Source organism: Streptomyces sp. NBC_00376, from assembly GCF_036077095.1.
Lineage (GTDB): Bacteria > Actinomycetota > Actinomycetes > Streptomycetales > Streptomycetaceae > Streptomyces.
Genome location: NZ_CP107960.1, coordinates 6,375,733 through 6,402,533 on the forward strand (window position 1 = coordinate 6,375,733; position 26,801 = coordinate 6,402,533).

Genomic DNA, 26,801 nt, shown 5'->3' on the forward strand with positions numbered 1-26,801 from the left:
GTCCTGGGGCTGTCCGTCGGGTCAGGGACGGTCAGGGCGTCGCGGCCCCGTTCCTGACTCGACGGACAGCCCCTAGGGTGATCGTCATGCGAGCCGGACCGGACAGCCCAGGCGCATCGACCCGACAGCGCACCCGTATCCATGTGGTCAGCGACGTGCACGGCAACGCCGAGGCGCTGGCCCGAGCCGGGGACGGCGCCGACGCGCTGGTCTGCCTCGGTGACCTGGTGCTCTTCCTCGACTACGCCGACCACTCGCGCGGCATCTTCCCCGATCTCTTCGGCGTGGAGAACGCCGACCGGATCGTCGCGCTGCGCACCGCGCGCCGCTTCGAGGAGGCCCGGGAGTTCGGCCGGGAGCTGTGGAAGGGCCGGGACCGCAACGCCGCGATCGTCTCGGCGGTGCGCAAGCAGTACGCCGAGCTCTTCGCGGCCTTCCCCGCGCCGACGTACGCCACCTACGGCAACGTCGACATCCCCGGCCTGTGGTCCGAGTACGCACACCCCGGCACCACCGTCCTCGACGGCGAACGGGCCGAGATCGGCGGCCGCGTCTTCGGTTTCGTCGGCGGCGGGCTGAAGACCCCGATGAACACCCCGTACGAGATCGGCGACGAGGAGTACGCGGCGAAGATCGAGGCGATCGGCCCGGTCGACGTGCTCTGCACCCACATCCCGCCCGATGTGCCCGAGCTGACCTACGACACGGTGGCGCGCCGCTTCGAGCGCGGCAGCCGGGCCCTGCTGGACGCCATCCGCCGGACCCGCCCCCGGTACGCCCTGTTCGGCCACGTCCACCAGCCGCTGGCCCGCCGCATGCGGATCGGCGCCACCGAATGTGTGAACGTCGGCCACTTCGCGTCCACCGGCAGGCCCTGGGCCCTGGAATGGTGACCACACCGGCACCGGACCCTGGAACGAGGCGCCGCGCACACGCGATAGCCTTCTGACGGCAGGCATCTGCCGACGCACCGGTACACCGCACTGGAGGAGCCACGGCGATGGCTGAACACACCAGCTCGAGCATCACGATCGAGGCGGCACCGGCCGACGTCATGGGAGTGATCGCCGACTTCGCCCGCTATCCGGAGTGGACCGGAGAGGTCAAGGAGGCCGAGGTCCTCGCCGAGGACGACCGGGGCCGCGCCGAGAAGGTCCGGCTGGTCCTCGACGCCGGAGCGATCAAGGACGACCACACCCTCGCCTACACCTGGATCGGCGACTACGAAGTCAGCTGGACCCTCGTCAAGTCCCAGATGCTGCGCGCCATCGACGGCTCCTACGCACTGGCCCCGCTCGGCGACGGCGACCGCACCGAGGTCACCTACCGGCTGACCGTCGACGTCAAGATCCCGATGCTCGGCATGATCAAGCGCAAGGCCGAGAAGGTCATCATCGACCGGGCCCTGGCCGGACTGAAGAAGCGCGTCGAGTCCGTCCCGAAGGTCTGACCCGGATGCGTACGGTCCTCGTCACCGGCCCCGGCGGCGCCGGCCGTACCACCGTCGCGGCGGCGACCGCGCTGGCCGCCGCCCGCCGCGGCCGGCGCACCCTGCTGCTGACCGCCGACGGCATACCCGGCTTCCCCGGGGACACCGAACCCACCGAGGTCACCGACGGGCTGTGGTCCGCCCGCATCGACTCCGGCGAACACTTCCGCGGCGAACTCCTCGCCCTCCAGGACCAGGCCTCCGCCGTACTCGACCTGCTCGGCGGGAACCGGCTGGACGGCGAGGAGCTGACCGAACTCCCCGGCAGCAGCCAGCTCGCCCTCCTGCACACGCTGCGCCGCGCCGCCCGGGGCGACTGGTCGCGAGCCGGCCACGACCTCCTCGTCGTCGACCTGCCACCGCTGTGCGAGGCACTCGCCCTGCTCGCCCTCCCCGAGCAGCTGCGCCGCTATCTGCGCCGGCTGCTCCCCCCGGAACGCCAGGCCGCCCGCGCCCTGCGCCCGATGCTCGCCCAGCTCGCCGGGGTGCCCATGCCCGCCCAGTGGCTGTACGAGGCGGCCGCCCGCAGGGACGCCGAGCTGGCCGCCGTCCAGGCCCTGATCGAGGACCGCGACACCACGCTCCGGCTGGTCGCGGAGCCCGGCCCCGCCGCCGAGGACGCCCTGCGTACCGCCCGCACCGGCCTCGCCCTGCACGGGCTGCGGGTCGACACCCTCGCGGTGAACCGGGTCCTGCCCCGGCACTCCGGCGACCCCTGGTTCGCCGGGCTCGCCGCACAGCAGGAGAAGACCGTCGACCACTGGTACGAGGAGTGGGCGCCCGGCACCGAGCTCTGCCAGGTGCCCCACCTCGGCCGCGACCCGCGTGGCCTCGACGACCTCGCCCGCCTCGACACCGCGGCCGACGGCCCCGCCGGGGACGCCGGACTCGCCGGAGGGCTGGACGGGCGGGGCCCCGGCCGGGCCGACGACCCCTGGTGGATAGAGAGCCCCGACACCCCGGACGGCCTCGACGGGCTGCTGCCCGGCGCCCGGATCGTGACCACCGGCCCGCCCGCCGGCGACGGCGACCCGGTCCTCGTCTGGTGCCTGCCGCTGCCCGGCGCCGCCAAGAAGGACCTCCAGCTGGTCCGCCGCGGTGACGAACTGCTGCTCACCGTCGGCCCGTTCCACCGGATCGTCCCGCTGGAGTCCGGACTGCGCCGCTGCACCGTCTCCGGCGCCGCCCTCACCGACGGGGTGCTCCGGGTCCGGTTCACGCCGGACCCCGGGCTGTGGCCGAGGACGGGCTGAACGGCGCGTCACGCTTCGGGTAACGTCGGTAGTACGTGCCCCGTATGCCGGGCCGCCGGCACACCACGTCGCAGGAGTCCGCCATGAGCGATGCCACCGATCGTCCCGTCGACGACGACGCGTGGGCGAAGGCCTGCGCCGAGGACCTCGAAGCGGAGAAGGCCCGCCGCCGGGCCCAGTACGGCCCGCCGCCCGGCTCCGCCGCCGAGGAACTGCGCAAGCTGGTCGACGCCGTGGCCGACAAGTTCTCGTCCCTCCAGTCGCCGCTGTTCGGCGCGGCGGCCCAGGGCACCGTGCAGCAGATCATCAAGCAGGCGAAGTCCGCGGTCGAGCCCGTCATCGAGCGCAACCCGGACGTCTTCGACCACATCGCCGCGGCCGGCAGCGAACTCCTCGCCGCCTACCGCTCCGCCGTCGAGGGCCAGGAACGCCGCTGGACCCAGGACGCCGGCGACCCGGCCGGCACCGGGAAGAAGGCCGACGACCCCTCCGACCCCCGCGACGAGGGCCCCGCCGCGGGCGAACACATCGACCTGGACTGACCGGCACCGAAGGGCCGGGCCCCCGGCTCGGGTACGGTTGGCCCCAGCGGGGCTCGACCGGAACTGAGGGATTCATGGGACTCACCATCGGCGTCGATATCGGCGGCACGAAGATCGCGGCTGGAGTGGTCGACGAAGAGGGCCGCATCCTCTCGACGCACAAGGTGCCGACCCCGCCGACGGCCGAAGGCATCGTGGACGCGATCGCCACGGCCGTGTCCGGGGCGAGCGAGGGCCACCAGATCGAGGCCGTCGGCATCGGTGCCGCCGGATACGTCGACGACAAGCGCGCCACCGTGCTGTTCGCACCGAACATCAACTGGCGGCACGAGCCGCTGAAGGACAAGGTCGAACAGCGCGTCGGCCTTCCCGTCGTGGTCGAGAACGACGCCAACGCCGCCGCCTGGGGCGAATACCGCTTCGGCGCCGGCCAGGGCCACGACGACGTCATCTGCATCACGCTCGGCACCGGCCTCGGCGGCGGCATCATCATCGGCAACAAGCTGCGCCGCGGACGCTTCGGCGTGGCCGCCGAGTTCGGCCACATCCGGGTCGTCCCGGACGGGCTGCTCTGCGGCTGCGGCAGCCAGGGCTGCTGGGAGCAGTACGCGTCCGGACGCGCACTCGTCCGGTACGCCAAGCAGCGCGCCAACGCCACCCCGGAGAACGCCACGGTCCTGCTGTCGCTCGGCGACGGCACGGTGGACGGCATCGAGGGCAAGCACATCAGCCAGGCCGCCCGGCAGGGCGACCCGGTGGCGATCGACTCGTTCCGTGAACTGGCCCGCTGGGCCGGCGCCGGGCTCGCCGACCTCGCCTCGCTCTTCGACCCGTCCGCGTTCATCGTCGGCGGCGGTGTGTCGGACGAGGGCGAGCTGGTGCTCGATCCGATCCGCAAGTCGTTCCGGCGCTGGCTGATCGGCGGTGAATGGCGCCCGCACGCCCAGGTGCTCGCGGCCCAACTGGGCGGCGAGGCAGGGCTGGTGGGCGCGGCGGACCTCGCCCGCCAGGGCTGAGCCGATCACGACCGGACCGACCCGGACGCCCGTCGCGCCCCTGTGGCAGCGGCGGGCGTCCGTCGTATCGTGAGGGGCATGGTTCCGACGCCACTGCCCGACTCCCGTACCGAGCCGGATGGTTCGGCCGTCATCAGAGTGCTCAGCTACAACATCCGGTCGATGCGCGACGACTGCGAGGCGCTGGCCCGCGTCATCACCGCCTGCGCCCCCGACCTGGTCCTCATCCAGGAGGCCCCGCGCTTCTTCCGCTGGCGCAAGCGCGCCGCCTGGCTCGCGGCCCGCACCGACCTGGTGGTGCTCAGCGGCGGCGCCACGGCGGCCGGGCCGCTGCTGCTCTGCTCGCTGCGGGCCACCGTGGAGCGGACGCAGGACGTGCTGCTGCCGCTCACCCCCGGACTGCACCGCAGGGGCTTCGCCACATCGGTGGTACGGATCGCGGGCACCCGGATCGGTCTGCTGAGCTTTCATCTGAGCCTGCAACGGGACGAACGCCTGGACCAGACCGAGATGCTGCTGGAACGGCTGGACGAGATGGGCGTCGAGCACGCCATCGCGGCCGGCGACCTCAACGACGTACCGACCGGGAGCGCCTTCCAGCGGCTGGCCGGGCGGCTCCAGGACTGCTGGGCGGTCCGCCCGTGGGGCGGGGAGCACACCTACTCGCCGGACCACCCGCGACGGCGCATCGACGCGGTCTTCGCGACGGACGGGATCGAGGTGCTCGGCTGCGGTGTTCCCGCCGGGCTGCCCGGGGTCACCGACGCGGACCTGCGGGCGGCCACCGACCATCTGCCGGTGCTGGCGGCGCTACGGGTGCCCGCGATCCTGCCCTGAGCACTTCCCGCGACGCCGCCCGGCCGGAGCGCCGCCCGGCCGGAGCGCCGCCCGGCCGGAGCGCCGCCCGGCCGGAGCGCCGCCCGGCCGGAGCGCCGCCCCGGCCGGAACGAAGCCCCCGGCTCAGACCACCGCCCCGCGCCCGGGGTCGTCGCCGTCCTCGTCGTCATCGTTCATCCGAGCCACCAGCGTGACGAAACCGCCCAGGAAACCGCCGACGCAGACCGTCGTCAGCCACCAGGTCATGTCCCACCGCAGCAGCACCGCGATCAGCATCAGCACCGGACCGCCGACGACCGCGAGCCAGGCGAACTTCGCCGTGACATCGGCCTCCGGCAGCGGCGGCGGCTCCGGGGGGACGAAGTGCCCCTCGTCGCTCTCGTCGAGGTCGTCGTCCTTGGGCTCCGCGACCTCGTAGTCGCGCGGGCCCACCACTCCGGGGGCGAACACGACCGAGCTGCCGAGCGGCTTCTCCGGCGGCTTCACGGACTTCTTGCCGAGCCCCTTGTCCGGATCCAGGACGCCGGGCCGGTCGTCGTCGTCCTCCGGCAGCGCGAGATCCTCGATCGACCTGAACGGCCTGGCGCCCGGCGGGTCCGGCGGCTCCTCGCCGTACCCCGCGACGATCGCCTTCCACACCGCGTCCTCGTCGGCCGGCGGTTCGGGCCGGCTGCCGTCACTGCCCGGTGCCGCCTGCTGGGCGGCGGCGTCCTGCGGGCCCGTGCCGTCGTCGGGCACGGCCGCTCCCTCCGCGGGAAGGGGCTCGTGCTCCTCCTCGCTGCCCGCGCGCTCCGCGTCGTGCTCAGCCACCTGACGTGCTCCCCTTCTTTCCGACGCTCGGGGCGAGGCGGCCGATGAACCGGTAGCTCTCGTCGAAGATCCGCTCCGCATCGTGGTCCAACGTCGCCACGTGGTAGCTCTGTTCCAGCAGGATCTCCTCGACGTCCGTCGACGACACCCGGCTGAGGATGCGGGCCGAGTCGGCGGGCGGCACCACATGGTCCTGCGGGCTGTGCAGCAGCACGATCGGCTGGGTGACCTGGGGCAGTTCGGCATCCACCAGGCGGAAGAAATTCCGCAGCGAATGCGCCGCGTGCAGCGGCACCCGGTCGTACCCCACCTCGTCGGAGCCCGCCAGGGCGATGTCGCTCGCCAGCCCTTTCGTCGTCCGCACCAGATGGCGGGCGACCGGCAGCGCGTACGCCGACAGGCCGTGCACCTTGTTGGCCGGGTTGACCAGCACCAGACCGCTGATCGCGTCTCCGTGCTTCGCCGCCAGCCGCAGCGTCAGCGCACCGCCCATGGACAGCCCGAAGACGAAGACCTGGCTGCAACGCTCCAGCAGGGCGCGCAACTCCCGGTCCACCTCCGCGTACCAGTCCTGCCAGCCGGTGAGCTGCAGGTCCTCCCAGCGGGTGCCGTGCCCCGGCAGCAGGGGCAGCGAGACGGTGAGCCCGCGCTCCGCCAGATGGTCGGCCCAGGGGCGCATCGACTGCGGGGAACCGGTGAATCCGTGACAGAGGAGGACGCCGACCTCTCCGCCCTCGTGGCGGAACGGCTCGGCTCCAGGAAGGACCGGCACCAGGGTCTCCTGTTCGTGAGGCTCGCAGGGGAGCGAAAGGGGGGAGTGCAGAGGATTACTTCACCGTACGCGACCGGACTGACACCGACCAGGGCCGTCACCGGCTCCGGCCGCCGCAGTCGCTCCGTGCCGGGCGGGAGCGCGGGCGCCCCACGGGTTAAGGTCTGTCCGACAGCACACAGGAGGCACCCGAGTTGATCTACGGCGCAATGAAGTTCTCCATCGGCGGCTCATTGAAGCTCGCCTTCAGGCCATGGGTGGAGGGCCTGGAGAACATCCCCGCGCAGGGGCCGGCGATCCTCGCGAGCAACCATCTGTCGTTCTCCGACTCCTTCTTCCTGCCTGCCGTCCTGGACCGCAAGGTCACCTTCATCGCCAAGTCCGAGTACTTCACCGCACCCGGCGTGAAGGGCAAGCTGACCGCGGCCTTCTTCAAGGGCGTCGGCCAGCTCCCGGTGGACCGCTCGGGCGCCCGCGGCGCCGGTGAGGCGGCCATCAAGGCGGGCATCGAGGTCATCGAGAGCGGCGGCCTCTTCGGCATCTACCCGGAGGGCACCCGCTCGCCCGACGGCCGTCTCTACCGCGGCAAGCCCGGCGGGCTCGCCAGGGTGGCGCTTGCCACCGGGGCGCCCGTCATCCCCGTCGCGATGATCGACACGGAGAAGATCCAGCCGCCCGGCCAGGTGATCCCCAAGCTGATGCGCCCGGGGATCAGGATCGGCAAGCCGCTCGACTTCAGCCGCTACCACGGCATGGACGGGGACCGCTTCATCCTGCGCTCGGTCACCGACGAGGTGATGTACGAGATCATGAAGCTGTCCGGCCAGGAGTACGTCGACATCTACGCGACGGCGGCCAAGCGGCAGATCGCGGACGAGGCGAAGCGCCGCGCCGAGGCCGAGAAGCACAAGGACACCGGGTCCGGAACGCAAGCGTGACGCGACGGTACGGCGCTTGAACGCGCCCGTTCCGTCCAGGGGGTGGGGGAAGTGGCCAGGCGCGAACGCGTCGTACGGATGTCGGTCGAGCAGCCGCTGTGGAGCGCGCTGAGGGCGTACCGCGTTCTCACGATGCTGTACGCGGTCCTGCTCGCCGTCTTCGGCCGGGAGAAGTACGACCGGCCGTGGGTGGCCATCGCCTTCCTGGTGGTGATGGTGGTCTGGACGCTCGCCACCCTCCCGAAGGTCGCGGGCGCCACCGCCTGCACCAAACGCTTCCTCGGCGCCGATCTGACCATCGCGCTCACCGGCATACTCCTCACCCCGCTCGCCGACTTCGAGGCCCAGCGGGTGGACGGCCCGACGCTGCCGTCCATCTGGACGGCGGGCTCCGTACTGGCCTTCGCGATCAAGGGCGGCTGGCGGTGGGCGGCCTTCGCGTCCAGCTTCGTCGCCGTCGCCAACATCGTCGAGCGCGGCCATCCCAGCCGGGACACCTTCCACAACGTGCTGCTGGTCTGGGTCGCCTCCATCGCCATCGGGTACGTCATCGAGGTCGCCAGGGCCAGTGAGCGGACCCTGGCCCGCGCCCTGGAGATCGAGGCCGCCACCCGCGAGCGGGAACGGCTGGCCCGGGACATCCACGACAGCGTGCTCCAGGTCCTCGCGATGGTGCAGCGCCGCGGCACCGCGCTCGGCGGGGAGGCGGCCGAGTTGGGCCGGATGGCCGGGGAACAGGAGGTCGCCCTGCGCACCCTGGTATCCAGCGGTCTGGTGCCCACCACCCGGGTCTCCGAGGACGCCGCCGAGGGCGCCGTGGTCCGCAGCGTCGAGGTCGACGACGAACCGTCCGACCGGGCCGACTGCGATCTGCGCTCCCTGCTCGCCCCGCACGCCGGCTCCCGGGTCAGCTTCGCGGAGCCGGGCGCTCCGGTACTGCTCGCCCCCGCGGTCGCGACGGAGCTGGCCGCCGCCGTCAGTGCCGCCCTGGACAATGTCAGGGTCCACGCGGGGGAGAATGCCCAGGCGTGGATCCTCGTCGAGGACTGGCCGGACGAGGTGATCGTGACGGTCCGGGACGACGGCCCGGGAATCCCGGAGGGGCGGCTCGCCCAGGCCGAGGGAGAGGGGCGGATGGGGGTGGCCCTGTCGATCCGGGGGAGACTGCGCGACCTGGGCGGCACGGCGGAGTTGATCTCGGTGCCCGGCCAGGGCACCGAGGTCGAGTTGAAGGTTCCGAAGGTTTCACGGGGGAAGGCGGGATCAGCGAGATGAGCACGGAGAACACCCAGGCTGCCGAGGAGCGGGCCATCAGGGTGATGGTGGTCGACGACCACCCGATGTGGCGCGACGCCGTCGCCCGCGACCTTTCCGAGTCGGGCTTCGACGTGGTGGCGACGGCGGGTGACGGACCGCAGGCCGTCCGCCGGGCGAAGGCCGCCACCCCCGACGTCCTGGTGCTCGACCTCAATCTGCCCGGCATGCCCGGCGTCCAGGTCTGCAAGGAACTCGTCGGTTCCCACCCGGGACTGCGGGTGCTGGTGCTCTCCGCGAGCGGCGAGCACGCCGACGTGCTGGAGGCGGTCAAGTCCGGCGCCACCGGCTATCTGCTCAAGTCGGCCAGTACGCAGGAGCTGACCGAGGCCGTGCGGTCCACCGCCGTCGGCGACCCCGTCTTCACCCCGGGCCTGGCCGGACTGGTCCTCGGCGAGTACCGCAGGCTCGCCTCCGACCCCGCACCCGCCGCGTCCGACGAGCCCAAGGCCCCGCAGCTCACCGAGCGCGAGACCGAGGTGCTGCGGCTGGTCGCCAAGGGCCTCTCCTACAAGCAGATCGCCGAGCGGCTGGTCATCTCGCACCGCACCGTGCAGAACCATGTGCAGAACACCCTGGGCAAGCTCCAGCTGCACAACCGGGTGGAGCTGGTGCGGTACGCGATCGAGCGCGGTCTCGACGACGTCTGAGCCGGCGGCCCCGGCCGGGCGGCGGAGCAGGGGCACGGGCCGTATATTCGCGATGACCGGCCCATGCCCCTGATCTGCCCATGTCCCGGATCTGCCGATCCGCGCGAGGAACGGGAGAAGTCGTGGAAATCCTGGCCTTCGGTGTGCAGTCCGACGAGAAGCCGCTGATCGAGAAGGCCTTCGCCGGACAGCACGAGGTCCGCTGCCTGGACGTGTTCCTGAACAAGGACACCGCCCCCATCGCGGCGGGCTACGAGATCATCTCCACCAGCGTCAACGCCGACCTGGGCGCAGGCGTCCTGCAGACCCTCGCGGCGGGCGGCACGCAGATGATCGCCCAGCGCTCCACCGGCTTCAACAACATCGACCTGGACGTCGCCGAACGCCTCGCCCTGCGGGTCGCCCGGGTCTCCTACTACTCGCCTTACTCGGTCGCCGAATTCGCCTGGACCCTCGCGATGGCCGTCAACCGCCGGATCATCCGGGCCGCGAGCCGCACCCGCGACTTCGACTTCCGGCTCGACGGGCTCCTCGGCCGGGACATGCGCGGCCGCACGGCGGGCGTGATCGGCACCGGCAAGATCGGCGAGGCCTTCACCCGGATCGCTCACGGCTTCGGCATGCAGCTGCTCGGCTGGGACGTCGCCGAGAACCCCGCCTGCGTCGCCCTCGGCATGAAGTACGTGGAAAAGGAACGGCTGCTCGCCGAGTCCGACCTGATCAGCCTGCACGTCCCGCTGCTGCCGGCGACCCACCACATCATCGGCGCGGACGCACTGGCCCGGATGAAGGACGACGCGATCCTCATCAACTCCAGTCGCGGCGGACTCATCGACACCAAGGCACTGGTCACCGAGTTGCGCGCGGGCCGCTTCCTGGGCGTCGGACTCGACGTGTACGAGGCGGAGGCCGGGCTCTTCTTCCTCGACAAGTCGCTGGAGGGCGTCGACGACGACACCCTGGCCCGGCTCGTCACCTTCCCGAACGTCATCGTCACCTCGCACCAGGCGTACTACACCCAGGACGCGGTGGGCCAGATCATCGACACCACCGTGCAGAACGTGGCCGACTACCTGGCCGGCCGCCGCAGCGACAACGTCCTCGTCCCCGCGCTCCCGGCGAGCTGAGACCCCGGCCCGCCCGGGGTCCCGTCCACCCTTCCTTCAGCCGGCCACCGGCAGCCCCGCCAGCAGCTCCGCCACGATTGCCGCACCGCGCAGCGTCAGCACCGACTCCGGGTGGAACTGCACCGAGGCGAAGCCCGGACCGCGCAGCGCGTGCAGCTCACCGGTGGCCGCGTCCACGCTCACCTCGACACCGTGCGCCGCGAGCTCGTCGGCCACCGGCCCGTCGCAGCGCGCGGTGAAGCTGTTGTAGAACCCGACCGTCTCCGGCCGCCCGAACAGCTCGATCCGGGTCTGCGCACCCTGGTAGGGCACGGCCTTGCGGACGATGTCCAGCCCCAGCTCCGCCGCGATCAGCTCATGGCCGAGGCAGACCCCCAGCAGGCCGTACCGGTGATCCCGGACCAGCTCCGCGGCCAGCCCGCGCATCAGCCGCATCTTCGGATCGGCGGTGTCGCCCGGATTCCCCGGCCCGGGCCCCAGCACGACCGGACCGGTGTGCGCCCGCACCAGCTCGCGCAGCCCCGGCTCGTCGTAGCGGTGCACCGACACATCCAGACCCGAGGAGCGCAGCAGATGCGCCAGCATCGCGGTGAAGGTGTCCTCCCCGTCGACCACCAGCGTCCGGCCCGAGAGCTCGTGGGTACGCTCCTGCATCCGCAGCCAGAACGGCGCGAGACCGTCCCGCCGGGCGTCCAGCGCCGCCCGCACCCGCGGGTCGCCCGCCAGCCGCGGCCGGGCCGCCTCGTCCACCGGCCGGCCGGGCCGCACCCCGAGCGCGGAGAGCACCCCGGCCGCCTTCGCATGGGTCTCGGCGACCTCGCCTTCCGGATCGGAGTGACGCACGAGCGTCGCCCCGACCGGTACCCGCAGCTCGCCGCCGGCCGAGATGTCGGCGGTACGGATCAGGATCGGCGAGTCCAGGGTCTGCGCCCCGCCCGGCTCCTGCCGCAGCAGCGCCAGGGCCCCCGCGTAGTAGCCGCGCCCGCCGGGCTCGTACCGCTCGATGACCCGGCAGGCGTTCTGCACCGGGGAGCCGGTGACCGTCGCCGCGAACATGGTCTCCTTCAGCACCTCCCGCACGTCCAGCGAGGAACGCCCGCGCAGCTCGTACTCCGTATGGGCGAGATGGGCCATCTCCTTGAGCCGCGGCCCGACCACCACCCCGCCCATGTCGCCGACGGTGCACATCATCTTGAGCTCCTCGTCGACCACCATGGAGAGTTCCTCGGTCTCCTTGCGGTCGGCGAGGAAGGCCAGCAGACTCTCCGCCGTCGGGCCCTCGGCGGGGTAGCGGTACGTACCGCTGATCGGGTTCATCACGACCGTCCCGCCCGACATCCGCACATGCACCTCCGGACTGGCGCCGACCAGCGTCCTGGCCCCGGTGTGCACGACGAAGGTCCAGTACGCGCCGCGCTCACCGGCCAGCAGCCGCCGGAAGAGGGCCAGTGCGTCGGCCCGCCCGAAGCCGGGGATCTCGCCCCGGAAGGTCCGCCGGATGACGAAGTTCGCGCCCTCGCCCTGCCCGATCTCGTCCTCGATGACCCTCCGCACGATCCCGGCGTACTCCTCGTCCCCGACGTCGAAGGCGCCGCCCTGGACCCGCACCTCCCGGACCGGCAGCCGGTCCAGCACCTCGGTGAGCGGCAGCTCGTACGACTCCTTTGCGACCAGCACGGACAGCGGGGTCCCGTCGTCGCGCACGTCGAAGCCGCGCTCGGCGATCTGCCGGAACGGCACCAGGGCGAGCGAGGGCAGCTCACCGACGGGGAGGTCGGCGAGCCGGTCCGCTTCGCGGACCCGGCCGATCAGCACCTCGACGGTGTCCTGGTCGCGGCCGGGGGTGCGCCTGCGCAGCAGCGCGAACGGCGGGCAGTCGTCGCCCAGGAGCCTGTCGATGACGACATCGGTGCGGTGAGGCATGGGGTTGTTCCTTCCGGATGGAGGAACGGCTCCCGAAAACGCGGAAAAGGCCGCCCCTCGGGCGGCCTTCGCGTGGTCTGTCGCGCGCGATTGTCAGTGGGCCGCCGGATGAGCGGTCCACCACCAGTTCTGGTTTGTCAGCGCGAACATGTTCCGAACCATAGCGGACGCCGGTCTCGTCCGAGCGCGTGTCTCAACTATTGAGCTTGTGGCCGGACCCACCGCCGAACCCCGTAATGTTGGGGTTGTGACCGTGAACGCCAATACCTCCGTCGCCGGTGGCAACACCTGGCGAGACCTTCCCGCGGCGCAGCAGCCCGAGTACCCCGATGCCGAGGCTCTGCGCGATGTACTCGCGGACCTCGAGTCGTATCCGCCCCTCGTGTTCGCGGGTGAGTGCGACCAGCTGCGCGCCCGCATGGGAGCCGTCGCCAAGGGCGAGGCGTTCCTGTTGCAGGGTGGTGACTGCGCCGAAGCCTTCGACGCAGTGTCGGCCGACCACATCCGGGCCAAGCTGAAGACGCTGCTCCAGATGAGTGCCGTCCTGACGTACGCGGCCTCCGTGCCCGTCGTCAAGGTGGGCCGGATCGCCGGGCAGTACTCCAAGCCGCGCTCCAAGCCGACCGAGACCCGCGACGGCGTCACCCTGCCGACCTACCGCGGCGACTCCGTCAACGGCTTCGCCTTCACCGAGAAGGACCGCGTCCCGGACCCCGAGCGGCTGAAGCAGATGTACCACGCATCCGCTTCCACTCTGAACCTGGTCCGCGCCTTCACCACCGGCGGTTACGCCGACCTGCGCCAGGTGCACGCCTGGAACCAGGACTTCGTGAAGTCGTCCCCGTCCGGCCAGCGCTACGAGGCGCTCGCCCGCGAGATCGACAACGCGCTGAACTTCATGAAGGCGTGCGGCACGGACCCGGCCGAGTTCAAGGCGGTCGAGTTCTACGCCTCGCACGAGGGCCTGCTGCTGGACTACGAGTCGGCGCTGACCCGCACCGACTCGCGCACCGGCGAGCTCTACGACACCTCCGGCCACATGGTCTGGATCGGTGAGCGCACCCGCCAGATGGACGGTGCGCACATCGAGTTCGCGTCGCGGATCCGTAACCCCATCGGCATCAAGCTCGGCCCGACCACCACGGTCGACGAGGCGCTCGGCTACATCGACCGCCTCGACCCCGAGCGCGAGCCCGGTCGGCTGACCTTCATCGTCCGTATGGGCGCCGACAAGGTCCGTGACAAGCTCCCGGCCCTGGTCGAGAAGGTCACCGCCTCCGGCGCCACCGTGGCGTGGGTCACCGACCCGATGCACGGCAACACCTTCGAGGCCGCCTCCGGCCACAAGACCCGTCGCTTCGACGACGTCCTGGACGAGGTCAAGGGCTTCTTCGAGGTGCACAAGGGCCTCGGTACGCACCCGGGCGGCATCCACGTCGAGCTCACCGGTGACGACGTCACCGAGTGCGTCGGCGGCGGACACGAGATCTTCGTGGACGACCTGCACCAGCGCTACGAGACGGCCTGTGACCCGCGGCTCAACCGCAGCCAGTCGCTGGACCTGGCGTTCCTGGTCGCCGAGATGTACCGGGACCAGTAGGCATCACCGCAGGTGGCGCGCGTACGACTGTGGGGCACGGATCGATGTGATCCGTGCCCCACAGGGCGTCCGGAGGCTTTTAACGCCTCCGGGTGCCGGGTAAGGTTAGGTTAGCCTCACCGATAAACGGGGTGGCAGTGAACGACCGATCCCGCCGGGAGGTGAACCGCGTGTACGTCTGCTCTTGCTTCGGCATCACGGAGAAGCAGGTCAAGGAGCATGCGGACGCCGGGGCGTGCACGCCGCGGCAGATAGCCTCCGCCTGCAAGGCGGGCACGGACTGCGGCGGTTGCGTCCGGGCCATCCAGGCGATGCTCGGCCGCGGAGCCTGCCCGCGTCGCGAACTGCTCGACCAGAAGCGGATGCCCGGCGCCGCCGAAGAAACCGCCACGGGTTCCGGATCCGGACCTGGCGCCGAACCGGGTATCGCCCCCGGCATCGCGCCGGGGATCGCGCCGGGAGTTCTGCTTCCCGACGCGGCCTGAGCCGGCCCGGCGCATCCCTCAGCTGTCCGGCTGCTCGATCTGCTGGGCGATGTAGAGCGGCTCACCGAGCTTCTCGACCAGTTCCAGCTGGGTGTCGAGGTAGTCGATGTGGTGCTCCTCGTCCGCCAGGATCGACTCGAAGATGTTCGCCGACGTGATGTCGCCCTTGCCCCGCATCAGCTCGATCCCGCGCTTGAGGCGGTCGATCGCCTCCACCTCGACCTGGCGGTCCGCCTGGAACATCTCGGTGACGGTCTGGCCCACCCGCACATGGAACAGCCGCTGGTAGTTGGGCAGTCCGTCGAGGAAGAGGATGCGGTCCGTGAGGATCTCGGCGTGCTTCATCTCGTCGAACGACTCGGAGCGGGTGTACTTCGCGAGTTTCGTCCAGCCGAAGTTGTCCTGCATCTTCGCGTGCAGGAAGTACTGGTTGATGGCAGTCAACTCTGCGGTCAGCTGCTCGTTCAGGAACTCAAGGACCTCGGGGTCGCCCTGCATCGCAGAGGCTCCTTCCAACCGGTGAACTGGCAAGTTGGCCGCATCTTCGCATCGCACCCGATGGTCGTCCAGTAAGTACAGGCTTACTGTGAGTTGTCCGAATCGCCCCCGGTCCTGGTCAGGACCACCCCTACCTGTCTGTCACCATGGAGGCATGGGTCAGCCGGAAAGCCGGGAACACCGCGCGTCAGAGCAGTCCGAGCTTCCGCCGGGCCAGCGACTCCAGCGCGGTTGGCCGGTTACCCACTATGGGCCCGTGCCCAAGTTCAAGCCGGACCGCTGGGAGTTCCGGGTTTTCGGGGCCACCGCGGACGGTGAGAAGCACTGCTGGAACCACCAGGAATTCTCGGTACTGCCGTTCACCTCGGTCGTCGCCGACCTGCACTGCGTCACGAAATTCAGCATGATCGGTGCCGAATGGGGCGGAGTGCTCGCCCGCACGGTCCTCGAACTCGCGCCGCCCGCACCGAACGTCACGCACGTGATGGTCTGGGCCGAGTACGGATTCAGCTCGAATCTGAGGCTCTCCGACTTCGCTTCGGACCGAACGCTTTTCGCCACCCACAAGGGCGGGGAACTGCTCACCGCCGAGCACGGATTCCCGCTCCGCCTCGTCGTGCCGCATCTCTATGCCTGGAAGGGGCCCAAGTGGGTCCGGGGCGTCGAGTACATGACGGCCGACCGCCGCGGCTTCTGGGAGGAGCGCGGCTACCACAACATCGGTGACCCGTGGAGCGAGCAGCGGTACTCCTACCAGGAAGAGCCCGGGGACGGCCCCGAGCTCTGACCTGACGGCTCCCGGGCCGGGCCGGTGGCCCGCCGCCCGGTTCCTCAGTGGTGGTACTGGTGCACCACCGCGTGCCCCTTGCCCCGGCCGATCATCCACTTGTTGACCGGTGTGGTGGCGACGAAGGCGACGGCGAGCGAGATCGCGAGCGCGCCCCAGAACAGCGTGTCGGCGAGCGTGGCGTCCATGGCGCCCGGCCACAGCGCGATCACCCCGTTGTCGATGAGCTCCATCACCGCGATGGACAGGGTGTCGGCGGCGAAGGCGACCCGCAGGGCGGTGCCGAAGTCGACGCCCGCCTTCAGGATGGAGCGCAGGGTCAGCGTGTAGCCGAAGAAGAAGGCCAGGACGATCGCGAGCGCCATCGTCGCCATGTTGCCCCAGCCGAGCGCCGTGCCGATCACCATGCCGAGGATCTCGCCGATGGCGCAGCCGGTGAGGCAGTGCAGCGTGGCCCGTGCGGCCATGGCCCAGCCGACCTTGCCGACGCTGTGGGTGGAGTGGCCGGCGTGATCTGAGTGGTCTGTGTGGACTGAGTGGCCTGCGTGGTCCGGCTGGGTCGAGTGGTCCACATGAGCGGCGTGGTCCGCGTCGTGGCCGTGCCGGCCGTGTTGGCCGTGTTGGCCGTGGCGTGTGTCGTGCTGCATGGCGATCCCCCAAAGCCGAGTAGCGGTTCCTGCCGACAGCAGGAACCGTATACCCCCATGGGGTATTCCTCAATGGGGAATCACATGGGGAATCAGCTGTCGCGCAGCCCCTTCAGCCGCGCCACGTCCGCCGCGTGGCCTTCCTTGCCGCCCGGCGTTTCGATGATCAGCGGTACGCCCTCGGTCGCCGGATGCGAGAACAGCTCACGGAACGGCTCCTCGCCGATGTGCCCGGAGCCGATGTTCTCGTGCCGGTCCTTGTGGGCGCCCACCACGTCCTTGGAGTCATTGGCGTGGATCAGTTTCAGCCGGCCCTCGCCGACCGTCGCCACCAGCAGGTCCAGGGTCTGCCGCATGCCCTCCGGGCCGGTCAGGTCGTGGCCCGCCGCGTAGATGTGGCAGGTGTCCAGGCAGATGCCGAGCTTGGGGTGGGCGTCGAGCGCGTCGAAGTACGGGCCGAAGTCCCAGGTCCGCGAGCAGAGCGAGAACCCCTGCCCGGCGGTCGACTCCAGCAGCAGATACGGGTCGTCGTCGTGGGTCAGCTCGTCCAGGAGCGGCCGCATGTGCGTGCGTACCTGCGCGAGGGCCTGCTCGCGCGGCCGGCCGCCGGTCGCCGATCCGGTGTGCACCACGACGCCCAGGGCGCCGATCTCGCGGGCCCGGCGCAGCGAGTGGCGCAGCGACTCCACGGACTTCTCCACGGTCGCCTCGGTGTGCGACCCGAAGTTGATCAGATACGGGGCGTGGACGTACGCAGGTATGGACGCGTCGGCGCACTCGGCGCGGAACTGCTCGTCCTGGGCCGGGTTGCCGACGGGTGTCGCCCAGCCGCGCGGGTTGGCGACGAAGACCTGGACGGCCTCCGCCCCCATCTCGCGGGCGTAGGGGAGGCCGGCCTTGGCGAGGCCGCCGGCCACCGGGACGTGGCCGCCGACTGGGTTGCGCATATGGATCTAGAGTCCCTTGGTCTTGATGGTGATGGTGCTGCCCTCGGGGGCCTGATCCCCGCCGTCGACGGACTGGCTCGCGATGGTGTCGCTGAAGGACAGGAACGGGCGGTCGACCTTCACCTCGAAGCCTGCGGCCTCCAGCTCGCCGGTGGCCTCGTCGACGTCCTTGCCTGTGACGTCCGGGACGTCGATCATCCGCGGCCCGCTGGAGACCGTGAGCGTGATGGTGTCGCCCTCGGCGGCCTCGGAGCCCGCGCCCGGCGACTGCCGGGCGATGTCGCCCGCGACCTCGGGGGAATTGACCCGGTCGGGCAGCACCTTGGCCTTCAGCCCCTCGTCCGCCAGCGCTGCGGTGGCGTCCTCGACGGACAGTCCGCTGACGTCGGGGACGTCCACCGGAGCGCCCTTGCTGACGTGGAGGGCGACCGCCGAGTCCGGGTGGCGCTCGGTGCCGGCCACCGGGTCCGTGCGGATCACGTCGCCCCGGACCGTCTCCTCGCTGAACTCCTTGGTGATCATGCCCGGCACCAGACCGGCCTTCTTCAGCTCACGCCTGGCGTCGGCGATCGAGAGATCCCGGAGGTCGGGCACCTTCACGATCTCGGGGCCGCGCGAGACGACGAGCTTCACCGCGTCGTTGCCCCTGACGCGGTCGCCGGACCCCGGGTCGCTGCTGATGACCTTGCCGCGCTCCACGGTGTCGCTGTAGGCCCGGTCGACGCCCTTGAGCTCCAGACCGGCCTTCGTGAGCCGCTGCCGGGCGTCCTTCTCGGTCTGGCCGAGCAGCGAGGGGACCCGGGTGAACTGCCCGGAGTTGATGTACCAGACACCGGTACCGATCCCCAGCGCCAGCAGCACGGCGACCACCACGGCGATGACCGAGCGCCTCGGTCCGCGGCGGCGCCGGTCCTCCGGCGTGGCCCGAGGCGGCACCGGCGGGGGCATCTCCAGCCGGCTGGTGTGGTGCGAGACGCCCTGGCCGGCCGGGAGCAGCCGCGGGATCACGCTGGTGCGGTCCTCGGCGGCGTCGTGCGTCTCGGCGGTGGCCTGCGGCGGTACGGCGTCCAGCTGGGCGTCGGTGAGGCCGGAGCGGGCCGCACGGGTCTCGGCGAGCAGCGCCACCGCGTCGAACGGGCGGGCCTCGGGATCGCGGGCGGTGGCGCTCGCCACCAGGCCGTCGAGCTCGGCCGGGAGCCCCGGGACGGCGGCCGACGGCGGCGGCACGGCCTCGTTGAGGTGCTGGTAGAGGACCTGGGCGGGGGTGTCGCCGCCGTGCGGCTTGGAGCCGGTCAGCATCTCGTACAGGACGACACCGCAGGCGTACACATCGGTCCGGGTGTCCGCGGTGCCGTTCTCTATCTGCTCGGGGGCGAGATAGGAGACCGTGCCCAGGACGGACCCGGTGGTGTTGGTGACGGCGCCCACCGCGCGTACGAGCCCGAAGTCGGCGACCTTGACCCGGCCGTCGTCCCCTATCAGGACGTTCTCCGGCTTCATGTCGCGGTGCACGAAGCCCGCCCGGTGCGCGGCGCCGAGCGCGGCGAGGACCGGCTCCAGGATGTCCAGGGCGGCCCTCGGCTGCAGGGCGCCGCGATCGCGCAGCACGTCGCGCAGGGTGCAGCCCGCGACGTACTCCATCGCGAGGTAGACGTACTGCCCCTGGGCGCCCTGGTCGAAGACCGCGACCACATTGGGGTGCGCGAGCCGGGCCACCGACTTGGCCTCGCGTATGAAGCGCTCGACGAACGAGGCGTCGGTGGCCAGCGCCGGGTGCATCACCTTGAGGGCGAGCACCCGGTCGAGCCGGGTGTCCACGGCCCGGTAGACCGTGGCCATGCCGCCCACGGCGATGCGGGCATCGACGCGGTAGCGGCCGTCGAGCAGCTGCCCGACGAGAGGGTCCTGGAGGGTCGTATCCACGCAGGCGAGTCTACGAGCCGCCACGGACACGGCCCACCGGCCGGGGCAGACCCGGGGCCGTACTGCAGCCGAGCCGTGACAGGGACATGCGCTCCACCTCCGTGCCGGCGGCTCAGAAGGCCGGCCGCTCCGGGTCCAGCACCGCCCGCCCCTCCACCGGCGACGACGCCTCCGCGAAGTGGCGGCGCGGAATCCGGCCGGCCCGGTACGCCAGCCGCCCGCCCTCCACCGCGTGACGCATCGCCGCGGCCATCAACTCGGGCTCCTGGGCCCGGGTCACCGCGGACGCCAGCATCACCGCGGCGCACCCCAGCTCCATCGCGAGCGCGGCGTCGGAGGCCGTCCCGGCGCCCGCGTCGAGGATCACCGGCACCCGGGCCTGCTCGACGATCAGCCGGAAGTTGTGCGGGTTGCGGATGCCGAGCCCGGAGCCGATGGGGGAGCCGAGCGGCATCACCGCGGCGCACCCCACGTCCTGGAGCCGGCGCGCCAGAACCGGGTCGTCATTGGTGTACGGCAGCACGGTGAAGCCGTCGTCCACCAGGATCTCCGCGGCGTCCAGCAGCTCGATCGGATCGGGCAGCAGGGTCCGCTCGTCGGCCACCACCTCCAGCTTGATCCAGTCGGTGCCGAGCGCCTCGCGGGCCAGCCGGGCGGTCAGCACGGCCTCGCCCGCGGTGAAGCAGCCCGCCGTGTTGGGCAGCACGCGGATGGAGAGCCGTTCCAGGACGGAGAGCACCGAACCCTGCACGGTCGGATCGAGGCGGCGCATCGCGACGGTGGTCAGCTCGGTGCCGGAGGCGGTCAGGGAGCGCTCCAGCACGTCGAGGCTCGGCGCTCCGCCGGTCCCCATGATCAGCCGGGAGCCGAACGTGGTGTCGCCGAGGGTGAAGAGGTCGTCCGACATGATCAGCCTCCCTGGACCGCGGTCAGGACCTCGACGCGGTCACCGTCGAGGAGTGCGGTGGCGGACCACTGGCCGCGCGGTACGACGGTCTCGTTGACGGCGGCCGCGACACCGGAGTGCGTGGTGGTGAGCGTGGCGACGAGCGCCGCCAGGGTGGTGCCTCCGGCGAGGCGTCGGACCTCGCCGTTCACGGAGACGGAGAGGAGGGTCGCCCCGGAGAGCGGTGCGGGCTCGGTCATGCGGGCTGCTCCTGACGTACGGAGGCGGCGGCGGAGGAGAAACGGTGCGGGGTGAAGGGGCGGGCCTGCTCGGGCGGCTCGCCGCCGGTGAGGAACTCCGCCATGACGTCACCGGTGATGGGGGTGAGCAGCACCCCGTTGCGGTGGTGGCCGGTGGCGAGGTGGAGGCCGGGCAGGGCGGTGGGGCCGAGGAGCGGGGCGTTGTCGGGGGAGGCGGGGCGAAGACCGGCCAGGGTCTCGGTGAGCGGCAGCTCGGTGATGCCGGGGACCAGTTCGTGGGCGTCGCGCAGCAGCTCGTAGACGCCGCCCGCGGTGACGGTGGTGTCCCAGCCCATTTCCTCGCTGGTGGCGCCGACGACCAGCTCGCCGTTCTCGCGCGGTACGAGATAGAGGTGGCCGCCCCGGACCACGGCCCGGACCGTGCGGCTCAGGAACGGCGCGTACCCGGCGGGCACGGTCAGCCGCACCACCTGGCCCTTCACCGGCCGGACCGGTGGCACCACCTCGTCCGGCAGCCCCGGCAGCCGCCCGCTGAGGCTGCCCGCGGCGAGCACGACCTGGTCGGCCGCCAGCTCCGTACCGCCGTTGAGCACCGCTCCGGCGGCCCGGCCGCCCACCACGCTCAGGCGCTCCACCCGGCCGCGGTGGAAGACGACCCCGGCCCGTTCGCAGGCGGTCAGCAGGGCGGCGGCCAGCCGGCGGGGATCGATCTGGTGGTCGCCGTCGACCCGAAGACCGCCCCGGACGCCCGGCGCGAGCATCGGCTCCAGCCGGCGGCACTCACGGCCGGTGAGCCACTCCGATTCGAGGCCCGACCGCTGCTGGAGGGCGTGCAGCTCCCGCAGATGGGCGCGGTCGTCGGAGTCCAGCGCGACGGCCAGGGTGCCGCAGGCGCGAAAGCCCGTCTTCCGCCCGCTCGCCGCCTCCAGCTCGGCCACGAAGGCCGGATAGCGGGCCGCCGAGGCGACGTTGAGGCCCAGCAGCAGCTGTTCGCCGTAGTGGAGTTCGGTGACGGCGGCCAGCATGCCGGCCGCCACCCGGGCGGCACCGCCACCCGGTTCGGGGTCGGCGAGTGCCGTGCGCAGTCCGCGCTGAGCGGCCCGCCAGGCCGTCACCAGGCCGATGATCCCGCCCCCGATGACCAGGACATCGGATCCGTTTCCGTTCCGAGCAGAACGCATGGGCTTCCAGCCCCTCCCTTCGCCGGCATGACCCGGATCAGGTTCGTACGGTCGGAGGCCGCCCAGCCTCCCTCTCAGCCCGGTGCGTCCGGGCTCCCGCGAGTGCTTTACGTTGGCCACCCTAAACCCAGTCCCGCAGGACCAGTGAAGGAGCGGTCACCGTGGCCCGTTCGCTCGACGGACTCGTCCTCGCCCCGGTCGCCGACCAGGCGCCCGGCCAGGTCGGCACCCGTACCCGCTTCACGTACCACGAGGACGACGGCCGGATCTGGGCCGAGTACGCGGGCGGCGACGTGGTGCGCGGCCATCTCGTCGGCACCCGGGACGGTGACACCCTCGACTTCCGCTACGTCCAGCTGAAGCAGGACGGGACGACCTCCTGCGGCCACTGCGTCTCCACCGTCGTCGACCTCCCGGACGGCCGGGTCCGGCTGGACGAGCGGTGGGCGTGGGAGTCGCAGGAGGGCAGCGGGACGAGCACGGTCGAGGAACTCGCCCTTTCCTGACGATCCGTCAGGTGATTATGGTGTACGTGTGAGCGATCAGCAGCAGTCAGAGCAGCCGGACCGGCGGGCAGGACACCGCGTGGTCGTCGTCGGTGCGGGCATGGCCGGGGTGCAGACCGCGGTGGCCCTGCGGGAACAGGGCTTCACCGGCCCCGTCACCCTGATCGGCGCCGAACCGCACCAGCCCTACGACCGGCCCCCGCTGTCCAAGGCGGTGCTGCTCGGCAAAGCCGAGGACTCCGCCTTCGACATCGACTTCGAGGCGCTGGACATCGATCTGCAACTGGGCCGCGAAGTCACCGGAGTACGGCCCGGCGCGCACGAACTGGACACCCCGGCAGGGCCCGTTCCCTACGACAGCCTGGTCATCGCGACCGGCGCCGAACCGGTCGTCCTGCCCGGCACCGAGGGCGTTCCCGGCGTCCACCTGCTGCGCACCCTCGACGACGCGGCACGGCTGCGGCCGGTCCTCGACCAGCAGCACGACGTCGTGGTCGTCGGCGCGGGCTGGATCGGCGCCGAGTTCGCCACCGCGGCCCGCGCCGCCGGCTGCGCCGTCACCGTCGTCGAGGCCGCCGACCGGCCCCTGGCGGGCGCGATGCCCGCGGAGGTCGCCGCCCCGATGGCCGCCTGGTACGCGGAGATCGGTGCCGAACTCCTCACCGGGGCCCGGGTCGAGAGCGTCGAGCCGGGCCGGGTGGTCCTCGCGGACGGCCGCACCGTCCCGGCCGGAGCGGTCGTCGTCGGAATCGGCGCCCGGCCCACCACCGGCTGGCTGGCCGGCTCCGGCATCGCGCTCGGCCCCGACGGATCGGTGACCGCCGACGGGGCGCTGCGCACCTCGGCGCCCGATGTGTACGCGGTCGGCGACTGCGCCTCGTTCCCCTCCGCCCGTTACGGCGAACGTCTGCTCGTCCACCACTGGGACAACGCGCTCCAGGGCCCGCGCACCGCCGCCGCCAACATCATCGGCGCGGCGGCCGGCGGCGCCCCGGAGCCGGTGACGTACGACCCCGTGCCGTACTTCTGGTCCGAGCAGTTCGACCGGTTCGTGCAGTACGCGGGCCACCACGGGAGCGCCGACACCCTGCTGTGGCGCGGCGATCCGGCCGGGCCCGCCTGGTCGGTGTGCTGGCTGCGCGACGGCGTCCTGGTCGCGGTTCTCGCCGTCGGCCGGCCGCGCGATCTGGCACAGGGCCGCAAGCTCATCGAGGCGGGGGCGCGGCTCGATCCGGAGAGGGCCGGTGACCCGTCCGTACCGCTGAAGTCGGCGATCCGTCAGTAGGAGTACGGACAACGAACGTTGGCGTCCGTTATCTGGACGACCCCTTGGAGGAAGGCAAAAATTAGTGCACTGTGCATCTTTTAGAGTGCTCATTTCATACTCCTCGAAGGATGCACATGTTTCGGCACAGATGGGCCCGCGCGCTGCGTGGAGTCTCCATGGCTTCGGCGTTGATTGCCCTCGTCGGCGGCGCACTTGCCGCCCCGGCCTACGCGGGCGCCACGCCCAAGCCCGACTCCAACCCGGCCGTCGACTACCAGGACCCGATCGACGCGCTGCCGCCGGTCTCCCGTCCGGACACCAAGAGCTGCTCGGTGACGGCTGTCGACCACGACTTCGGCTACACCCTCGGCGGACCGCCGTACACCACCACGCTCACCCCGCCCAAGCAGTGCGAGGGGCCGTGGAACAAGGTCGTCCTCGACTGGTCGGGCAGTGTGAAGGGGCGTCAGTACGACCGCCTCGCAGCGGTCTTCATCGGTGGCGCGGAGGTCTTCCGTACCAGCACCGCCGAGCCCGACGACGACGGCATCAGCTGGCACGTCGCCAAGGACATCACCGACTTCGCACCGCTCCTCAAGGACCCGCAGAAGCTCCAGCTCGAACTGGGCAACGTTGTCAACGACACCTACACCGGGGTGTACAGGATCAAGCTGAAGATCACGTACTACCAGGCCGACAAGCGTCACCCGGCGGCCACCACGGCCGACCGCGTCGTCCCGCTCGGCAACACCGGCTCCGACAGCGCCCCCTGGATGAACGTCGGCAAGGGCGGCTCCACCCGCACCGAGGTCACCTTCCCGCGCAACCTGACCAAGGCCCGCCTGGAGGTCTACGCACGCGGTGGCGGCTGCGACGAGCAGTGGTTCGACGCGGTCCCCAGCGACCTGGCGGAAACCGCCCCCGACTACCTCTGCGGCGGCGGCCCCTACCGTGAGGTGCAGGTCGCGGTGGACGGACAGCCCGCCGGCCTCGCCCAGCCGTACCCCGTGGTGTACTCCGGCGGCATCGTGCCGACCCTGTGGCGCCCGATTCCGGCCATCGACCAGTTCAAGACCGAGGCGTACGACATCGACCTCACCCCCTTCGCGGGTCTGCTGGCCGACGGCAAGCCGCACGCCATCAGCATCACCCCGTACGGTGCGGCCGATGGCTGGACCGTCGACGGTTCGCTCTTCCTCGACACGGACGCGCACGCGTCCCGCACGCGCGGCGAGGTGACCACCAACACCCTCGGTCACACCCCGGTCGTGAAGACCGTCCAGACCCCGGGCAAGGACGGTTCCACGGACGTCTCCGTGTCGACCGGCCGCTCCTGGAAGATCTCGGGCTATGTCGAGACCTCGAAGGGCCGGGTCACCACCACCGTCGAGCAGAAGTTCGCGTACACCAACACGGACAATGTTTCCCGCACGGGCAGCCACCAGACGATGCGCCAGCGTGACCACGGCACCACCACCGTGACCACCAGGATCGGCGGCCGCACCGAGGCGCAGCGGAATACCTGGTCCTACCCCATCGATGTGGACCTGGACATCCCGCTGTACGGCGACTACAACAACTACGACATGCGGGCCTCCGTCACTCAGCGCCGCGTGCTCGTCGACACGTCCCGGAAGGGCTCCGCGCACGCGTGGCGCACGGACGCGGTCACGGACGACACCGTGGACTCGACCGGCAGCCTCGCCCGTGAGAACGGCACGGTCAGGGCCGCCGACGGCGCCTCGTCCGAGACGTACCGGGGCACCACGGACACCGGAGCCTGCTATTCGCGCTCCCTGACGACCGCGCACGGCTGGGTCACGGGCGACCGGCAGAGCCACTGCCGCCTCGCCGACGTGGTCCGCGAGGCCCTGAAGGGCTGAGTCCGGGTATCGGCTGTCAGCGCGGGATGGCAGGCTTGTCCTCGTGACCGAGATTGACGCAAAGATCGATGCTCTCGTCCCCGACTGGCTGCACCTGCCCGACATCGCCGAAATGCTCGGTGTCGAGGTGACGCGCGTGCGGCAGCTGGTCAAGGAGGGCCAGCTGATCGCCGTACGACGTGGTGAGAACCGGACGCTCCAGGTGCCTGCCGCCTTCATCGACGGCGACAAGGTGGTCAAGGGCCTCTCCGGCACCCTGACGCTCCTGAAGGACGACGGCTACAACGACGAAGAGATGCTGGAGTGGCTCTTCACCCCCGACCCGACCCTGCCGGGCACCCCCGCCCAGGCACTGAGCGAGAATCGCGGCACGGAGGTGAAGCGCCGCGCCCAGGCGCTCGCCGTCTGACGACCGGCCGTATGCGAGGGGCGGGCCGCGCGACACCGCGCGGCCCGCGCCCCGCACCGTCCGGCGGCAGCCGCTCCACCACGCTCTCCCAGGGGGGAACCGCACCATGTCCACGCCTCGCGCGCTGCTGTCCGACGCCCGGCTCTATCTGTGCACGGACGCACGCAGGCGTCAGGGCGACCTCCCCGCGTTCCTCGACGCCGTCCTCGCCGCGGGAGTGGACATCGTCCAGCTCCGCGACAAGGGCATGGAGGCGGCCGAGGAGCTCGACCATCTGGCCGTCCTCGCCGACGCGTGCCGGCGCCACGGCAAGCTCCTCGCGGTGAACGACCGGGCCGACGTCGCCCATGCCATCGGCACCGATGTGCTGCACCTCGGCCAGGGGGACCTGCCGGTGCCCGCCGCCCGCGCCATCATCGGCGAGGACGTGGTGATCGGCCGCTCCACACATGCCCGGTCCGAGGTCGACGCGGCCGTCGCCGAGCCCGGCGTGGACTACTTCTGCACCGGTCCGTGCTGGCCCACCCCGACCAAGCCCGGACGCCACGCCCCCGGCCTGGACCTGGTGCGGTACGCCGCCTCGCTCGACCAGCCGCGCCCCTGGTTCGCCATCGGCGGGATCGACGCCGGTAATCTCGACGAGGTGCTGGACGCCGGGGCCCGCCGGGTCGTCGTCGTCCGGGCGATCACCGAGGCCGCCGACCCGGCCGCCGCCACCGCCGACCTGGCCAGGAGGGTCCGGGCGCGCGTCGCGGAGTGATCCGGCGGACCTGCCGGACGCGGTTTCCGGGCGACGCGGGGGTGATGTCCGAGCGTCGCGGAGGCGATATCCGGCCGACTGTCCGAGGGAT

Annotated in this window: 29 protein-coding genes and 1 riboswitch; of the genes, 18 read left to right on the plus strand and 11 right to left on the minus strand. The window is 71.5% G+C overall.

Annotated elements, in window-relative coordinates; all coding sequences use genetic code 11:
- Positions 1-86 precede the first annotated feature (86 nt).
- From OG842_RS28755 to OG842_RS28780, 6 genes are all read left to right on the plus strand, one after another.
- Complete coding sequence (locus OG842_RS28755) at positions 87-893, plus strand: metallophosphoesterase family protein (RefSeq protein ID WP_266736792.1); 807 nt, start codon at positions 87-89, stop codon at positions 891-893.
- A gap of 107 nt (positions 894-1,000) precedes the next feature.
- Positions 1,001-1,450, plus strand: coding sequence for an SRPBCC family protein (locus OG842_RS28760; protein ID WP_266736791.1), 450 nt, complete (start codon positions 1,001-1,003; stop codon positions 1,448-1,450).
- A gap of 5 nt (positions 1,451-1,455) precedes the next feature.
- A complete protein-coding gene (locus OG842_RS28765) occupies positions 1,456-2,742 on the plus strand; it encodes an ArsA family ATPase (RefSeq protein ID WP_266736790.1) in 1,287 nt (428 codons plus the stop codon).
- Positions 2,743-2,825: 83 nt separating this feature from the next.
- The gene (locus OG842_RS28770) at positions 2,826-3,284 is read left to right on the plus strand and encodes a DUF5304 domain-containing protein (protein WP_266736789.1); all 459 of its coding nucleotides are present in this window, start codon (positions 2,826-2,828) and stop codon (positions 3,282-3,284) included.
- Positions 3,285-3,358: 74 nt separating this feature from the next.
- The gene (locus OG842_RS28775) at positions 3,359-4,300 is read left to right on the plus strand and encodes an ROK family glucokinase (RefSeq protein ID WP_266736788.1); all 942 of its coding nucleotides are present in this window, start codon (positions 3,359-3,361) and stop codon (positions 4,298-4,300) included.
- 78 nt (positions 4,301-4,378) lie between these two features.
- Complete coding sequence (locus OG842_RS28780) at positions 4,379-5,137, plus strand: endonuclease/exonuclease/phosphatase family protein (protein WP_266736787.1); 759 nt, start codon at positions 4,379-4,381, stop codon at positions 5,135-5,137.
- 123 nt (positions 5,138-5,260) lie between these two features.
- On the opposite strand, the gene OG842_RS28785 is transcribed toward OG842_RS28780, so the two are convergent.
- Both OG842_RS28785 and OG842_RS28790 read right to left on the minus strand, forming a co-directional pair.
- Positions 5,261-5,947: a hypothetical protein gene (locus OG842_RS28785; protein WP_266736786.1), complete on the minus strand. Its 687-nt coding sequence runs from the start codon at positions 5,945-5,947 to the stop codon at positions 5,261-5,263.
- Positions 5,940-6,719, minus strand: coding sequence for an alpha/beta hydrolase (locus tag OG842_RS28790; RefSeq protein WP_266736784.1), 780 nt, complete (start codon positions 6,717-6,719; stop codon positions 5,940-5,942). The genes OG842_RS28785 and OG842_RS28790 overlap by 8 nt, the downstream gene beginning before the upstream one ends.
- A 194-nt stretch (positions 6,720-6,913) precedes the next feature.
- On the opposite strand from OG842_RS28790, the gene OG842_RS28795 reads away from it, so the two are divergent.
- The 4 genes from OG842_RS28795 (at position 6,914) to OG842_RS28810 (ending at position 10,748) form a co-directional block, all read left to right on the plus strand.
- A complete protein-coding gene (locus OG842_RS28795; protein WP_266736783.1) occupies positions 6,914-7,657 on the plus strand; it encodes a lysophospholipid acyltransferase family protein in 744 nt (247 codons plus the stop codon).
- Positions 7,658-7,708: 51 nt separating this feature from the next.
- Positions 7,709-8,932, plus strand: a complete 1,224-nt coding sequence (gene macS / locus OG842_RS28800) for a MacS family sensor histidine kinase (protein WP_266736782.1) — start codon at positions 7,709-7,711, stop codon at positions 8,930-8,932.
- Positions 8,929-9,621, plus strand: a complete 693-nt coding sequence (locus OG842_RS28805) for a response regulator (RefSeq protein WP_266736780.1) — start codon at positions 8,929-8,931, stop codon at positions 9,619-9,621. The genes macS and OG842_RS28805 overlap by 4 nt, the downstream gene beginning before the upstream one ends.
- 122 nt (positions 9,622-9,743) lie before the next feature.
- Entirely contained in the window at positions 9,744-10,748 is a 1,005-nt protein-coding gene (locus tag OG842_RS28810; RefSeq protein WP_266736779.1) for a 2-hydroxyacid dehydrogenase, read from the plus strand.
- Between the two features lie 36 nt (positions 10,749-10,784).
- Here OG842_RS28810 and OG842_RS28815 read toward each other — a convergent pair whose 3' ends face one another.
- Positions 10,785-12,671 (minus strand): anthranilate synthase family protein, encoded by a 1,887-nt coding sequence (locus tag OG842_RS28815; RefSeq protein ID WP_266736777.1) that lies wholly within the window; start codon positions 12,669-12,671, stop codon positions 10,785-10,787.
- A gap of 93 nt (positions 12,672-12,764) precedes the next feature.
- Positions 12,765-12,833 carry a trp operon leader peptide gene (locus OG842_RS45270; protein WP_351257743.1) on the minus strand — a complete coding sequence of 23 codons (69 nt, stop codon included), beginning with the start codon at positions 12,831-12,833 and terminating at the stop codon, positions 12,765-12,767.
- Positions 12,834-12,924: 91 nt separating this feature from the next.
- On the opposite strand from OG842_RS45270, the gene OG842_RS28820 reads away from it, so the two are divergent.
- Both OG842_RS28820 and OG842_RS28825 read left to right on the plus strand, forming a co-directional pair.
- On the plus strand, positions 12,925-14,271 hold the full coding sequence (locus tag OG842_RS28820) for a class II 3-deoxy-7-phosphoheptulonate synthase (RefSeq protein ID WP_266736776.1): 1,347 nt from the start codon (positions 12,925-12,927) through the stop codon (positions 14,269-14,271).
- Between the two features lie 170 nt (positions 14,272-14,441).
- Positions 14,442-14,756: a (2Fe-2S)-binding protein gene (locus OG842_RS28825; RefSeq protein ID WP_266736775.1), complete on the plus strand. Its 315-nt coding sequence runs from the start codon at positions 14,442-14,444 to the stop codon at positions 14,754-14,756.
- Positions 14,757-14,774: 18 nt separating this feature from the next.
- Here the strand turns inward: OG842_RS28825 and bfr are convergent, their stop codons facing one another.
- Positions 14,775-15,254, minus strand: coding sequence for a bacterioferritin (gene bfr / locus OG842_RS28830; RefSeq protein ID WP_266736773.1), 480 nt, complete (start codon positions 15,252-15,254; stop codon positions 14,775-14,777).
- Positions 15,255-15,408: 154 nt separating this feature from the next.
- On the opposite strand from bfr, the gene OG842_RS28835 reads away from it, so the two are divergent.
- Complete coding sequence (locus tag OG842_RS28835) at positions 15,409-16,041, plus strand: sulfite oxidase-like oxidoreductase (RefSeq protein ID WP_266736771.1); 633 nt, start codon at positions 15,409-15,411, stop codon at positions 16,039-16,041.
- Between the two features lie 44 nt (positions 16,042-16,085).
- Here OG842_RS28835 and OG842_RS28840 read toward each other — a convergent pair whose 3' ends face one another.
- The 6 genes from OG842_RS28840 to thiO all read right to left on the minus strand — a co-directional run bounded on the left by OG842_RS28840 (position 16,086) and on the right by thiO (position 21,885).
- Positions 16,086-16,688: a DUF4396 domain-containing protein gene (locus tag OG842_RS28840; RefSeq protein WP_266736769.1), complete on the minus strand. Its 603-nt coding sequence runs from the start codon at positions 16,686-16,688 to the stop codon at positions 16,086-16,088.
- A 92-nt stretch (positions 16,689-16,780) separates the two neighbouring features.
- Positions 16,781-17,635, minus strand: coding sequence for a deoxyribonuclease IV (locus tag OG842_RS28845; protein ID WP_266736767.1), 855 nt, complete (start codon positions 17,633-17,635; stop codon positions 16,781-16,783).
- A 6-nt stretch (positions 17,636-17,641) separates the two neighbouring features.
- The gene (gene pknB / locus OG842_RS28850) at positions 17,642-19,558 is read right to left on the minus strand and encodes a Stk1 family PASTA domain-containing Ser/Thr kinase (RefSeq protein WP_266736766.1); all 1,917 of its coding nucleotides are present in this window, start codon (positions 19,556-19,558) and stop codon (positions 17,642-17,644) included.
- A gap of 112 nt (positions 19,559-19,670) precedes the next feature.
- Entirely contained in the window at positions 19,671-20,465 is a 795-nt protein-coding gene (locus OG842_RS28855; protein WP_266736764.1) for a thiazole synthase, read from the minus strand.
- Between the two features lie 2 nt (positions 20,466-20,467).
- Positions 20,468-20,704, minus strand: a complete 237-nt coding sequence (thiS, locus tag OG842_RS28860; RefSeq protein WP_266736763.1) for a sulfur carrier protein ThiS — start codon at positions 20,702-20,704, stop codon at positions 20,468-20,470.
- Positions 20,701-21,885 carry a glycine oxidase ThiO gene (thiO, locus tag OG842_RS28865; protein WP_266736762.1) on the minus strand — a complete coding sequence of 395 codons (1,185 nt, stop codon included), beginning with the start codon at positions 21,883-21,885 and terminating at the stop codon, positions 20,701-20,703. The genes thiS and thiO overlap by 4 nt, the downstream gene beginning before the upstream one ends.
- Positions 21,883-21,995, minus strand: a riboswitch (TPP riboswitch). It overlaps the preceding gene by 3 nt.
- A 51-nt stretch (positions 21,996-22,046) precedes the next feature.
- On the opposite strand from thiO, the gene OG842_RS28870 reads away from it, so the two are divergent.
- The 5 genes from OG842_RS28870 (at position 22,047) to thiE (ending at position 26,710) form a co-directional block, all read left to right on the plus strand.
- Positions 22,047-22,391, plus strand: coding sequence for a hypothetical protein (locus OG842_RS28870; protein WP_266736760.1), 345 nt, complete (start codon positions 22,047-22,049; stop codon positions 22,389-22,391).
- 28 nt (positions 22,392-22,419) lie between these two features.
- A complete protein-coding gene (locus OG842_RS28875; protein ID WP_401876401.1) occupies positions 22,420-23,676 on the plus strand; it encodes an NAD(P)/FAD-dependent oxidoreductase in 1,257 nt (418 codons plus the stop codon).
- Between the two features lie 158 nt (positions 23,677-23,834).
- A complete protein-coding gene (locus OG842_RS28880) occupies positions 23,835-25,541 on the plus strand; it encodes a peptide-N4-asparagine amidase (protein ID WP_266736758.1) in 1,707 nt (568 codons plus the stop codon).
- Between the two features lie 43 nt (positions 25,542-25,584).
- Positions 25,585-25,950 carry an Rv2175c family DNA-binding protein gene (locus OG842_RS28885; RefSeq protein ID WP_266736757.1) on the plus strand — a complete coding sequence of 122 codons (366 nt, stop codon included), beginning with the start codon at positions 25,585-25,587 and terminating at the stop codon, positions 25,948-25,950.
- Positions 25,951-26,056: 106 nt separating this feature from the next.
- Positions 26,057-26,710 carry a thiamine phosphate synthase gene (gene thiE, locus OG842_RS28890; RefSeq protein ID WP_266736756.1) on the plus strand — a complete coding sequence of 218 codons (654 nt, stop codon included), beginning with the start codon at positions 26,057-26,059 and terminating at the stop codon, positions 26,708-26,710.
- Positions 26,711-26,801: the final 91 nt, after the last annotated feature.